Annotated in this window: 13 protein-coding genes; all 13 read left to right on the forward strand. The window is 45.1% G+C overall.

Going from position 1 to position 12,539, the window contains the following annotated elements; translation table 11 throughout:
- Positions 1-321 (forward strand): IS66 family transposase (locus BUB85_RS11690; protein WP_143160689.1); only part of this gene is annotated, 321 nt, incomplete at its 5' end.
- Positions 299-1,678 (forward strand): MFS transporter, encoded by a 1,380-nt coding sequence (locus BUB85_RS11695; protein WP_073110647.1) that lies wholly within the window; start codon positions 299-301, stop codon positions 1,676-1,678. The genes BUB85_RS11690 and BUB85_RS11695, both read left to right, overlap by 23 nt.
- Positions 1,679-1,703: 25 nt before the next feature.
- Positions 1,704-1,934 carry an HPr family phosphocarrier protein gene (locus BUB85_RS11700; protein ID WP_073110649.1) on the forward strand — a complete coding sequence of 77 codons (231 nt, stop codon included), beginning with the start codon at positions 1,704-1,706 and terminating at the stop codon, positions 1,932-1,934.
- 24 nt (positions 1,935-1,958) lie between these two features.
- Positions 1,959-3,131 carry a glycoside hydrolase family 5 protein gene (locus BUB85_RS11705; protein ID WP_073110653.1) on the forward strand — a complete coding sequence of 391 codons (1,173 nt, stop codon included), beginning with the start codon at positions 1,959-1,961 and terminating at the stop codon, positions 3,129-3,131.
- A gap of 15 nt (positions 3,132-3,146) precedes the next feature.
- Positions 3,147-4,781, forward strand: coding sequence for a glycoside hydrolase family 43 protein (locus BUB85_RS11710; protein ID WP_073110656.1), 1,635 nt, complete (start codon positions 3,147-3,149; stop codon positions 4,779-4,781).
- A 396-nt stretch (positions 4,782-5,177) separates the two neighbouring features.
- Positions 5,178-5,636, forward strand: coding sequence for a PTS sugar transporter subunit IIA (locus BUB85_RS11715; protein WP_073110658.1), 459 nt, complete (start codon positions 5,178-5,180; stop codon positions 5,634-5,636).
- Positions 5,637-5,696: 60 nt separating this feature from the next.
- Positions 5,697-6,968 carry a zinc-binding dehydrogenase gene (locus BUB85_RS11720; RefSeq protein ID WP_073110661.1) on the forward strand — a complete coding sequence of 424 codons (1,272 nt, stop codon included), beginning with the start codon at positions 5,697-5,699 and terminating at the stop codon, positions 6,966-6,968.
- A gap of 234 nt (positions 6,969-7,202) precedes the next feature.
- Positions 7,203-9,032, forward strand: coding sequence for a glutamine--fructose-6-phosphate transaminase (isomerizing) (gene glmS / locus BUB85_RS11725; protein ID WP_073110663.1), 1,830 nt, complete (start codon positions 7,203-7,205; stop codon positions 9,030-9,032).
- Positions 9,033-9,165: 133 nt separating this feature from the next.
- On the forward strand, positions 9,166-9,801 hold the full coding sequence (locus BUB85_RS11730) for a trimeric intracellular cation channel family protein (protein ID WP_073110740.1): 636 nt from the start codon (positions 9,166-9,168) through the stop codon (positions 9,799-9,801).
- 84 nt (positions 9,802-9,885) lie between these two features.
- Positions 9,886-10,116: a hypothetical protein gene (locus tag BUB85_RS11735; protein ID WP_073110666.1), complete on the forward strand. Its 231-nt coding sequence runs from the start codon at positions 9,886-9,888 to the stop codon at positions 10,114-10,116.
- Positions 10,117-10,354: 238 nt separating this feature from the next.
- Positions 10,355-11,059: a lantibiotic protection ABC transporter ATP-binding protein gene (locus tag BUB85_RS11740; protein WP_073110668.1), complete on the forward strand. Its 705-nt coding sequence runs from the start codon at positions 10,355-10,357 to the stop codon at positions 11,057-11,059.
- Positions 11,052-11,777, forward strand: coding sequence for a lantibiotic immunity ABC transporter MutE/EpiE family permease subunit (locus tag BUB85_RS11745; RefSeq protein WP_073110671.1), 726 nt, complete (start codon positions 11,052-11,054; stop codon positions 11,775-11,777). The genes BUB85_RS11740 and BUB85_RS11745 overlap by 8 nt, the downstream gene beginning before the upstream one ends.
- A 15-nt stretch (positions 11,778-11,792) precedes the next feature.
- Positions 11,793-12,530 (forward strand): lantibiotic immunity ABC transporter MutG family permease subunit, encoded by a 738-nt coding sequence (locus BUB85_RS11750; RefSeq protein WP_143160708.1) that lies wholly within the window; start codon positions 11,793-11,795, stop codon positions 12,528-12,530.
- Positions 12,531-12,539 lie beyond the last annotated feature (9 nt).

Here is a 12,539-nt window from a genome sequence, read left to right on the forward strand (position 1 = left end):
CCAGAAGTCACAACCAAAAAGCGTGGTCGAAAGAAAAAGACCAAGGTACTAAATCTAATTGACAGACTTGTGAATTACAAGGCATCAGTCTGCTTATTTATAAAGAATCTCTGTGTTCCGTTTGATAATAACCTTGCGGAACGTGATTTGCGCATGATTAAGGTTAAAACCAAGGTCTCAGGATGTTTTCGCAGTGAGGAAGGCGCACAGGAATATCTTACAATCATGAGCTATATTGGGACTGCTCATAAGCATGGAATAAATGCTTTTACAGCAATCAGAGAAGCCCTTTTAGGGAATTCCGATATCATCTTTAACTAATGGAGTTCTGAACAGTTACAGATTTTCTTATGGATGCGGAGACTTTGGATGTAATATTATTTATACGGCAATGTCAGCATTCTTACTGTTTTATTACACGGACTACGCGGGAGTAAGTGCGGCAGCTGTGGGAACGATCATGCTGATTTCCAGAATTTTTGACGGCGTCAGTGATATAATCATGGGAATTATCGTGGACCGTACCAAGTCCAGATTTGGTAAAGCAAGGCCGTGGCTGCTGCGCATGTGTATTCCCTTTGCTGTTTCCGGTGTGCTGCTGTTCTCCGTGCCTGTCGGATGGTCTGCGGCTTCCAAACTGGTTTATGTGTTTATTACTTACAATCTGGTTTCAACGGTTATTTATACAGCAATCAATGTACCTTATTCTGCATTGAACGCACTGATGACCCAGAATCCATATGAAAGATCCGTACTTAGTATTTTCAGAAATCTTCTTGCAACTGCAGGAACTTTGATTATAAATACATTTACACTTCCGCTGGTAGAGTTCTTTGGAGATAATGCCAGTGCATGGACGAAAACATTCTGCATGCTGGGCGCATTATCTGTTGCAGCATTTTTGATTAATTTCTTTGGAACCAAAGAACGTGTAAAACCGGTATTGGAAGAGGAAACAGGTAAGGCAGCTGTAGTTCCGGTCAAAGAAGGGATCAAAGCATTATTTAAAAACAAATACTGGATTATGATTACCATAATGCTCGCCTTCTTCTTTATGATGTATTCCATCAATGGCGGTGCAACGGTGTATTTCGCAAAGGAAATCCTTGGAAATTCCAATCTGGTGGCAACCATCAACAGCACCATGAATATTGCGCAGATTGTGTGTATGTTTCTGATTGCAGCCTTTGTTAAGAAATTCGGGAAAAGAAATGTGTTTGCCGCAGGTCTTGTATTGAACATTATCGGTATGCTGGTTTTGGCCTATTCCGGCGGAGCGACGGTAGTTATTGTTATTTCCAGCATCATCCGTGGACTTGGCGGAGCATGTGGAGGAGCGACCATGTGGGCAATGGTATCGGATACTATTGATTATGGCGAATGGAAGACCGGGTATCGTACGGAAGGTCTGGTAAACAGTGCCTGCAGCTTTGGGTACAAAATCGGTAACGGACTGGGCTCAGCCATGCTGGGATGGATCCTTGCGGCTGGTGGATATGCAGGAGAGGCAGCGGTACAGACAGATTCGGCGCTCCTTTCCATCAATATCTGTTTTGTATGGATCCCGATTGCGGTTTATGTGGTGGGACTCATCATTATGAAATTCTGGAAACTGGATAAAGAATTTGATGGAATTATCAAAGATCTGAAAGACTGTGCAGGTGCACAAAAAGAATAGAAAAATATAGCAGGAGGATGAGAAAATGGTCAAAGTAAGCGTAAAAATAGGCGGAGTAAAGGATGTAGATGCATTTAATAAAATTTGTTCCAGATTTAGCTGTGATGTAGATCTGCAGGCAGGCAAGTATTATGTGGATGCAAAATCAATCATGGGAATCTTTAGCCTGGATCTGGAAAAACCGCTGACACTGGTTGTGAATACGGAAGATGAGGCAGATGTAAAAGAAAAATTCAAAGCGTATCTTGCAGAATAGAAGCAGAAAGAAGGAGGATAGCATATGCAGATAAAAGGTGTAAATCTGGGAAACTGGCTGGTATTGGAAAAATGGATGAGCCCGGCGCTCTTTGAAGGTACAACGGCGGAGGATGAATATTATCTCCCCACCCAGCTTTCAAAAGAAGTCTATGAGGCGCGGATCAAGGTACACCGCAGTGAATATATTACAGAACGGGATTTTGCAATCATCAAATCCCATCATATGAATGCGGTGCGTATCCCTGTTCCGTATTTTATCTTTGGTGACTGCCCGCCGTTTTTGGGCTGTATCGAGGAATTGGACAAGGCTTTTGGATGGGCAGAAAAGTATGGACTGCAGATTCTTATCGATCTGCACACGGTTCCGGGCAGCCAGAACGGATTTGATAATGGCGGCATCTCAGGTGTATGCACCTGGGCTCAGGACCCGAAAAAAGTAGAATTTACCTTGGAGCTACTGGAAAAACTGGCTCGGAGATATGGCACCAGAGCAGGACTTTTGGGCATTGAGATCGTCAATGAACCGCTGACCGCGGCGGCCTGGGATTCCTTTAATATTCAGGAACGCTACAAGCCTGTGGACGAAGCACTGGGAAAACAGAGCAGACCGGTAGAAATGGCATTCCTGAGAAATTTCTATGTAGATGCGTATAGAAAGATCCGTAAGTATATGCCAGTGGAAAAATCTGTGGTCATTCACGATGGTTTTGATTTTCTGGCATGGAAAGACTTTATGCAGGAAACAGAATTTGAGAATGTGATCCTTGACACCCACCAGTATCTTATGATGGCAGAGATGGCAGGATGCGCGCAGTCCGTAGAAGGTTACGTAAACTTCGTGAAAGAGAACTACGAAGAAGAAATAAAAGAAATGTCCCGGTATTTCCCTGTTATCTGCGGAGAGTGGTGTTTGTTCAATTCCTATGCGTGCGGACATGATACTAAAGGTGGACAGAGCGTTTTAAATGGTATGGAAGGTGTGGAGGCAGAGGCATTTACCATGGAAGAAAAGAAAGTGATTTATCAGGAATTGGCGAAAGCACAGCTGCAGGCGTGGAATGCGGGAAATGGTTACTTTTATTGGAATTATAAATTGCTGTTGGATACGGTTTCGGAATCCTCATGGATCGGCTGGGATGCCTGGGATTTTGACAAATGTGTTGCACAGGGCTGGTTTCCGGTAGAACATGCATAAGAAAGGGGCAGAACTATGATGAAAAATCCCATTTTTCCCGGTTTCAATCCGGATCCCTGTATTTGTCGTAAAGGGGATGATTACTATATTGTTGTATCCACCTTCGAATGGTTTCCGGGGCTTCCGGTATACCATTCGAAAGATATGAAGAACTGGGAATTATATACCCATGTACTGACGGATGACAGTCAGGTCGACTTGAAAAAACTTCCCTCGGCAAAGGGAATCTGGGCACCGTGCCTGACTTACTGCGAGGAAGAAGACCTGTTTTATGTGGTTTACGGTGTCATGAACTCTATGAATGCCAGATATTTCGATGTGGACAATTTTGTGATTACTGCAAAGGATATCCGCGGGCCATGGTCCGAGCCGGTATATCTGCATTCTGCGGGGTTTGATGCTTCTATCCTTCACGATGACAATGGAAAAAAATATATTGTGTCTATGGGATGGGAAACGCGGGAAGGCTATGAAAAGCCGGGAGCTATCTGCCTGGTGGAATATGATCCCAAAGCAAAGAAAGTGATGGGATATCCAAAGACAATCTGGAGAGGCGGCACGGACCGGGGCTGTATCGAGGCCCCCCATCTGACCAAACGAAATGGTTACTATTATATTATGTCGGCGGAAGGCGGGACAGGCTACAATCATTCGGTGACCATGGGGCGCGCGGAAAACCCATGGGGACCTTATGAGGGAGATCCCATGAATCCGATTCTTACATCGAATCCAGTCAGCGACAATGAACGGCACGACCCGGATCACCTCAAACCGAAATACTATAATCCAACGGTACTGCTGCAGAAGGCGGGCCATGGAAGTTACGTGGAGACGTCACTGGGTGAGGTGTATATGGTATATCATTGTTCCAGACCGTTTCTGCCGGAGCTTCGCTGTACCCTGGGGCGTGAGACTGCCATTTCCAAAATGGTATGGACGGAGGATGGCTGGCTGCGCAAGGCAGACGGCACGAATCTGGTAGACGATGTGTACGAACCCAGTAAACTGCCGGAATGTCCAATGGAGCAATCCCCTGCTTTTGATGACTTTGATGGGGAAGAATTGGGCAACTGGTATTATGCACCACGGCTCATGCCTACGTCCTTTGCGGATGTGACTGCCAGAAAAGGCTGGGTACGCCTTCGCGGCCAGGAGGCCCGGACGTCTTTGAATAAAGTAAGCATTTTGGCAAGAAAACTGACCAGTACCCGGGCGACAGTGACCACAAAGATGGATTTCACCCCGGAAGTATACCAGCACAGCGCGGGATTGATTTTGTATTACGATAATATGAATTATATTAATCTGCGGAAATATTACAGTGAGACCCTGGGCCAGAGCGCATTATCTCTGGTGCAGCTGGAAAACGGGGAAAAGACCGAATATGTGGACACCAGAACAGCGGTGAGGGATGTTCCAATCTATCTGCAGCTTCGCATTGAGGACAGAGAGACCAGATTTTCCTGGAGTTACGACGGAAAAGAATATCACCAGATCGGCAAGATATTCGACACATCGATCTTTTCCGATGAATACTGCAAATACGGGGAATTTACAGGAACCATGGCAGGCATCACCTGCGCCGACCGGGTGAAGCACGAGCATTATGCGGACTTTGATTTTTTCGATTATCAGGTGCAAGAACAATAGATTTATAATAGAACCAGCTCCAAAGTTATTCTCACTGAAAATCCTCCATACTTGCTATGCTCAATAATCGTATCGCCTTTATGCGATGCTACAATCTTATAATGGCATTCGCTCTTTTTACGCACTTGTTCTTCGGTCTTTACTTCCGATCAGCAAGTGCTTTTTGTTTTCAGAACCTTATCTCACTGTTATTTTCCACTTGCAAGATATAGCCACGAAAATCTGGCACTATTGGATGGCGCCAAAGATGGGGGTCTTTGACTTGAAAAAAGAGGTATTACACCACTATAATATAGACATAGAAACGAGGAACAAGGAAAGAAAAATAAATAATAAAAGCAACGAGAGAAAAAGAAACCAAACAAGTCAACAGCAAATCAAGAAGGAGGAAAAAATATGTTTTTTTCAAAAAAGAAAAAAGAAGAAAATCTGGAGCTGCTTTATCAGAAGAACGTGATCGTAAATGCGAAGGCGGCGAATAAGGAAGAAGCAATCCGCATGGCAGGAAAGATGCTGGTGGATACAGGATACGTAGATCCATCTTACGTAGAGGGAATGGTAGAGAGAGAAAAAACATTTTCTACATACATGGGAAATGGTCTGGCACTTCCACACGGAGTTGAGGCAGCAAAGAATGCGGTGAAATCATCAGGTATTGCAGTGATTGTATTCCCGGATGGAATCGACTGGGGCGGAGATACAGCACAGATCGTAGTCGGAATCGCAGGCGTGGGTGATGCACATTTGGATATCCTGGCACAGATCGCGGACATCATGATGGATCCGGAAAAAGAGAAAGAGCTTTACAGCAATGATGCTGAAAAGATATATAAACTGTTAACCGGGAAAAACTAAGGTGAGCAGCAAGTAATGCAGGTAACAAGTAAATTATAAAAAGATAAGGAGAGAGAAATTATGAAAGCAAAAGCAGTCAGAATGTATGGAACAAGAGATTTGAGATTAGAGGAATTTGAACTTCCACAGATCAAGGATGACGAGATTCTCGTGAAGGTTATGAGCGACAGCATCTGCATGTCCACATACAAACTGGTAGAGCAGGGTAAAAAGCATAAAAGAGCTCCACAAAATATTGATACAAACCCGGTAATCGTAGGCCATGAATTTGCAGGAATTATCGTGGAAGTCGGTGATAAATGGAAAGATCAGTTTAAACCGGGACAGAAATTCGCACAGCAGCCGGCATTGAATTACAAAGGCCGTCTTGACTCACCTGGATACTCATATGAATTTTGCGGTGGTGCAACTACTTACTGCATCATGCCTCACGAAGTTATGGAACTGGGATGCCTTATGCCTTATGAGGGGGATGCATTCTTCGAGGCTTCACTGGGTGAGCCAATGAGCTGCTGTATCGGTGGATTCCGTGGAAACTATCATACAAACAAGAGAAACCATGATCACGCAATCGGCACAAAAGAAGATGGTAACATCATCATTCTCGGAGGCTGTGGACCGATGGGGCTTGGAGCAGTAAGCTATGGTATTCAGTTTGAGAACAAACCAAAACGTATCGTTGTAACAGACATCAGTGATGACAGAATTGCAAGAGCAAAAGAAGTAATCACACCGGAATATGCAAAAGAGCAGGGCGTAGAATTATTATACGTGAATACAGCAAGCATGGCTGATCCTGTAAAAGAACTTATCGACCTTACAGAAGGCCACGGATATGATGATGTATTCGTATACATTCCAAACCGTCAGGTTGCAGAGCTTGGTGATAAATTACTTGCATTCGACGGATGCCTGAACTTCTTCGCAGGCCCGACAGACAATCAGTTCAGCGCAGAGATGAACCTTTACAACTGCCACTATACAAGCTCTCATATCATGGGAACAACAGGTGGAAACAACGATGACCTGATCGAGGCGAATACACTTGCAGCAGCAGGCAAAATTGAGCCGGCAGTTATGGTAACGCATGTAGGAGGAATTGACAGTATCGCAGAGGCAACACTGAATCTGCCAAAGATTCCTGGTGGAAAGAAACTGACTTATACACAGTTTGATATGCCACTGACCGCAATCGAAGACTTTGCAAAATTAGGCGAGACAGATCCTCTGTTTAAGAAACTTGACGAAGTATGCAGCGCAAACCGTGGTCTGTGGAGTGCAGAGGCAGAAAGAATCCTGTTCGAGCACTTTGGAGTAACAGACGAAATCTAATTTCAACGGGCAGAAAGTAATGCGCTATAAGATTATGAGTGGGGGATTTTATAGAGCGGGGATACCCGTGATAAATAAATGAGCGAAACAGCAGTTGATAAAAAGTAAGCAAATATCAAATGCCAATAATTTGCCAGAGGGGTGATCCTTCTGGCAAATTACGTATGGAAATAAAATAACAGGCAGCTTTGGGAATAATTAAAAAGGACTGGAAGTACAAAAGGAGAGACAAACATGTGTGGAATTGTAGGATATATAGGCAAAGAAAATGCAGTACCGATATTGCTGGAGGGATTAAAAAAGCTGGAATACCGCGGGTATGATTCTGCGGGAATCGCTGTGATGACAGACGGTGTGATTACGGTGCGGAAGAAAAAGGGAAGAATCCAGCAGCTGCAGGACCTGATCGATCAGGAGGCAGGGGCCGATAATGCCGGAGAGCACTGCGGAATCGGACATACCAGATGGGCAACCCACGGGGAGCCGTCCGATGTAAATGCGCATCCGCACACCAATCAATCCGGAACCATCGCTGTGGTGCATAACGGAATCATTGAAAATTACATGCAGCTGAGAGAGCGTATGGGGCGAAGAGGTTTCACCTGTGTGTCAGAGACCGATTCTGAAGTGATTGCACATATGCTGGAATATTATGGGACGGGGAATCCGATAGAGACCATCCGGAAGGTGACGGACCGCCTGGAGGGATCTTACGCGCTGGCGGTGTTGTTTAAGGAATATCCGAACCGGATATATTGTGTGAGAAAGGATAGTCCGATGGTGATCGGTCAGGCACCGGACGGATTTTATATTGCCTCGGATGCACCGGCGATTCTGACACATACGAGAGACGTATACTATCCGGAGCACGGGGAGATTGCGGAGATTTCTGAGAGCGGGATTCTCTTTTTTGACGAGGATGCGCAGATTGTAGAGAAAGAGACCATACATCTGGAGCTTAAGGAGGATGCGGCTGACAAAGGAAACTACGAGCATTTCATGATGAAGGAGATCCAGGAGCAGCCACAGGCAATCGGCATGCTGCTGGGGCATTATCTGCAGGAAGAGGGAAAAGAAGATATGCAGAAATTGCGGGAACTTTTGAGTACATGCAGCAGATTACATATTGTAGCCTGCGGATCGGCGTACCATGCAGGAATGACCGGAAAATATCTGATTGAAAATCTGGCTGGGGTCGCAGTGGAGGTGGAGCTTGCATCTGAATTTCGCTATCGCAGGCCGGTTCTCAATGAGGGAGAGGTCGTGCTGGTCATCAGTCAGTCCGGCGAGACAGCAGATACAGTAGCGGCTCTCCGTGAGGCAAAGGTGCGTGGATGCCGGACCATGGCTATCGTCAATGCACAGGGAAGCACCATCGCCAGAGAATCTGACCTGGTACTGTATACTTACGCAGGGCCAGAGATTTCGGTTGCGACAACAAAGGGCTACAGCACCCAGCTCGTTGTTCTGGATTTGATTGCAGTGGAGCTGGCGTCACTGAAGGAACGCATCACGGATGCGGAGAAGAATAAGCTGCACGGTGAACTGATGCAGATCCCTGCAAAAATCAGACAGATTCTGGAGCATAAGGAGAAACTGCAGAGAGCTGCCAATGAGTGTGCCGGGAAAAAGCAGGTATTTTTCATCGGAAGAAGTCTGGACTATACATTGGCGCTGGAAGCGGCTTTGAAATTAAAAGAAATATCCTACATTCACGCGGAGGCCTATGCTGCCGGGGAATTAAAACACGGGACGATCGCACTGATCGAGCAGGACTCACTGGTGGTGGCGATTGAGACCCAACAGGAGCTGTACGACAAGATCCACAGCAACATCGTGGAAGTGCAGAGCCGTGGAGCGAAGATATTCGCCGTGGGCTTTGAGGCAGCTAAAAAAGAGAAAGAAACACTGGAACTGGAATACCGCATTCCGGAAATTCAGCCGTTTTTTGCCCCGTCACTTGCGATTATTCCGTTCCAATTGTTTGCCTATTACATTTCCGTGGCAAAAGGAATTGATGTCGATAAGCCAAGGAATCTGGCGAAATCAGTGACAGTGGAATAACAATATGTGATGGTTTGCCAGACATCGCATATGTACGCGAAAAAGAACAAGTGGAGCTATTGGAAAACGATTGCCGCAGTGTTATACTTGCTGTCAGAAGAAAGATAAAAAAGACAGAAAAGAGAGCGGCGGTATGGAAAAATTGTTCAATATCATGGAACTTCTGGGGATTATTGCATTTACGATATCCGGAGCGATGGTAGGAATCGAAAAAAAGATGGATTTGTTTGGCGTGATGTTTTTGGGAATCACAACGGCTTTCGGAGGCGGGATCATCCGGGATATTATGCTCGGCAATCTGCCGCCGGCGATGTTCGAATCTCATCGCAATATTGAAATCGCCGCAGGAACGGCGCTGCTCGTGTTCATCATCGGTTATCTGACGCGGGAATATTATTCCAGACATCTGGACATGATAGAGACGATAAATAATGTGTTCGATGCCGTGGGACTTGGAATTTTCACCACCACAGGAATCCAGATCGCCATCAATACAGGATACGGATATAACAAGTTTCTGCTGGTATGTCTTGGGATGATCACCGGAGTGGGCGGCGGACTTCTGCGTGATATCATCGCGGCACGCACTCCGGTGATTTTTGCGAAGCATATCTATGCGGTTGCGTCCATCGTCGGAGGCATGAGCTATCTGTGGTTTTTAGACATTGATTTTCAACAGAGCAGTGCGATGACGCTCAGCATTCTGGTGACGTTTATCATCCGGATTCTGTCGACAGTGAAAAAATGGAACCTTCCACGGATTAACTGATAAATAATCTGACATCCTTGTGGGCATAGTACTAAGGAAGGACCCGCCGCAGGTGGGAGGAGCCTTGGGAACGGAGGATGAAAGATGGACAGAGAGCAGAAAGAAAAACACCAGCGCAGGAACAGTCAGCAATCGAAAAACCGCCAGGTCATTGATGCGTATGATTATCTGGCGAATGCGGCGTCTACAACCGACTGCACCGGATTGATTCCGGAAGGAGAGGGTGGAGAGGACGAACTGGAAAGATATCAGGAAATATACAAGTTCGGTGCACCGCCGATTGACCGGGTAGATAAGCGCGGAAAAATGAACTAGAATAGAAGAAAACGGATTGTGGAAACAAGAAATAAGAAGTGGATGTCATACTCTTTGAAAGAGAGGACATCTGCTTTTTTATTTACCGGTTAACAAGCTTCACTTGAAAAACAGCGAAGCGGATTGTGAGTATCCGATTTGTTTGCTGAAAAATAGATTGCGTGCAGGCAGGAGACATTTACACTTTCTTTATAATTACCTCTTATTCTAATACTATCAAAAAGAAAAGAGGATCGTTATGGAGAATATATTGACAACAAAAAATCTATGTAAGAACTACAAAAAGCAGAAGGCGAACGACGAGATATCCATCACAGTTCGAAAAAACAGCATTTACGGTCTGCTCGGACCAAACGGAGCCGGAAAATCCACGCTGCTGAAGATGATGACAGGAATGATCCATCCATCTTCCGGAGAAATCTATTTTAACGGAAAGATCTGGGAACGAAAGGATTTAGTGAATATCGGTGCATTGATTGAAGCTCCGCCTGTGTATGAGAATCTGACAGCACATGAAAACCTCAAGGTCAGGACACTTTTATATGGATTGCCGGATCGCCGCATTGATGAAGTTCTGGAGCTTGTGGAGCTTACTGGCACCGGAAAGAAAAGAGCGGGACAGTTTTCTATGGGAATGAAGCAGAGGCTGGGGATTGCAATGGCTCTTTTGAACCATCCCAAGCTGCTGATTTTGGATGAACCGACCAATGGTCTTGATCCCATCGGCATACAGGAGTTAAGAGAATTGATCTTAGCATTTCCGAAAAAGGGAATCACAGTGATTCTATCCAGCCATATCTTGTCGGAGGTGGAGCAGACTGCCGATGATATCGGTATTATTGCAAATGGAAAACTCTGGTATGAGGATGCGGCCCATAAAGAGGAAAATCTGGAAAGTCTTTTTATGGATGTGATCAGAAAGTCGGGTGCATACAATGATTAATGATATACGCGCAGAATTTCTAAAACAAAGGCATCGTTTCATTTTGAAATTACTCTGGTTGGGTCCCATTGTTACACTTGCGCTTGCAATACGTTTGATGTCGGGGCGTTTTCTCATAGCGGGAGCATATAACTGGTGGTATACAATGATTTTACCGGGATCACTTGCCATGATGCTGGCTTTTACTGTTTCAGCAGAGAAGAAGCACGGACGGCACGGCCTATTTGCGATTTGTGTGGATAAAGGGAGACTGTGGATCGCACAGATTCTTGTCAATACGATTCTGTTATTTCTGATGAATCTGATTTTTTATCTGTTTGTGACAGCAGCCTGCTTATTCTTCGGACTTTCAATATCATTTGGGGAGACTCTGTTGGCAAGCTTAGTATTGTTCTTGACATTTATGTGGCAGATACCGGTGTTCCTGTGGCTGAGTGAAAAGGCGGGATCAGTTGTTTCGATTCTTGTCAATCTGTTCTGCAATATTGGATTTGGACTATTCTTTGCTCCTACGAAATTATGGCTCGTTCCCTTTGCGATTCCGGCAAGGCTTATGTGTCCGATCATCAAAGTAATGCCAAACGGACTGCCCATAGAGGGGACCAATCATTTAAGTGATTCTTCGGTTATTTTTACAGGCATTATGATTACGGTGATATTGTATGTTGTATTTACAGTGCTCACGACCTTATGGTTTCGCCGCCGGGAGGTGAAATAAGTGGGGGTTTGTACAATGATGAAGTCAGAAATTTATAAAAGTTTTCATACTCCGGTATGGATCATCCATCTGGTGATTCCTGTTGTGGGAGCAGCTCTGTTTGTCTGGTATGATTCATTTTCGGCAATGAAAGAAATGGATAAAGTGTATCTCTATATACAGATTCTGTCGGTGGTTTTTCCGATGCTGATCGGGGTGGTTACGGCGATGGCGTCAGAAGTGGAGCAAAATGCAGCGTGCTGTCAGCTCCTTTTAACATGTGCGAGACCAAAATGGATGCCTCATATAAGTAAACTTTTGCTGCTCATGGTGTTTGGCATTTGTTCCTCACTGATTGCAGTGGTTGGATTTGGTCTGGGATTTCAAGGACTGGGATATGGGACTGTGCTAACAGAAACCTATGTAAAAATGGCGGTTCTTTTATTTATCAGCATGATTCCACTGTATTTCATTCACTATATGGTGAGTTTCCTTTTGGGGAAAGGCTACAGTATCGGACTTGGAATTGTAGGGAGTTTATTGGCAGCGTTACTTCTGACCGGACTGGGGGAGGGAATCTGGTGGGGGCTCCCGTGGGGAATCGCCGCTCGTTTTTCCTCATTTTTTCTCATGACAAGACTCGTAAAGGAACGATTTTTGCAATATAATGGAGTGATACAGAGCATCATTGTTCTGATTTCTTTTACTTTCATGATGGCGATACTGCTGATCGGAATGTTTCGCAAATGGGAGGGAAGAAAATCGGAAGATTAAGGAGAAAAC

This window comes from Hespellia stercorisuis DSM 15480, assembly GCF_900142165.1.
In the GTDB taxonomy this organism is placed as follows: Bacteria; Bacillota; Clostridia; order Lachnospirales; family Lachnospiraceae; genus Hespellia; species Hespellia stercorisuis.

What these genes read in the sequence shown, in the direction of transcription:
- BUB85_RS11700 (WP_073110649.1), top strand. Translation starts at nt 1,704, where the DNA reads ATGGTCAAAGTAAGCGTAAAAATAGGCGGAGTAAAGGATGTAGATGCA.
- BUB85_RS11705 (WP_073110653.1), top strand. Translation starts at nt 1,959, where the DNA reads ATGCAGATAAAAGGTGTAAATCTGGGAAACTGGCTGGTATTGGAAAAA.
- BUB85_RS11710 (WP_073110656.1), top strand. Translation starts at nt 3,147, where the DNA reads ATGATGAAAAATCCCATTTTTCCCGGTTTCAATCCGGATCCCTGTATT.
- BUB85_RS11715 (WP_073110658.1), top strand. Translation starts at nt 5,178, where the DNA reads ATGTTTTTTTCAAAAAAGAAAAAAGAAGAAAATCTGGAGCTGCTTTAT.
- BUB85_RS11720 (WP_073110661.1), top strand. Translation starts at nt 5,697, where the DNA reads ATGAAAGCAAAAGCAGTCAGAATGTATGGAACAAGAGATTTGAGATTA.
- glmS (WP_073110663.1), top strand. Translation starts at nt 7,203, where the DNA reads ATGTGTGGAATTGTAGGATATATAGGCAAAGAAAATGCAGTACCGATA.
- BUB85_RS11730 (WP_073110740.1), top strand. Translation starts at nt 9,166, where the DNA reads ATGGAAAAATTGTTCAATATCATGGAACTTCTGGGGATTATTGCATTT.
- BUB85_RS11735 (WP_073110666.1), top strand. Translation starts at nt 9,886, where the DNA reads ATGGACAGAGAGCAGAAAGAAAAACACCAGCGCAGGAACAGTCAGCAA.
- BUB85_RS11740 (WP_073110668.1), top strand. Translation starts at nt 10,355, where the DNA reads ATGGAGAATATATTGACAACAAAAAATCTATGTAAGAACTACAAAAAG.
- BUB85_RS11745 (WP_073110671.1), top strand. Translation starts at nt 11,052, where the DNA reads ATGATTAATGATATACGCGCAGAATTTCTAAAACAAAGGCATCGTTTC.
- BUB85_RS11750 (WP_143160708.1), top strand. Translation starts at nt 11,793, where the DNA reads ATGATGAAGTCAGAAATTTATAAAAGTTTTCATACTCCGGTATGGATC.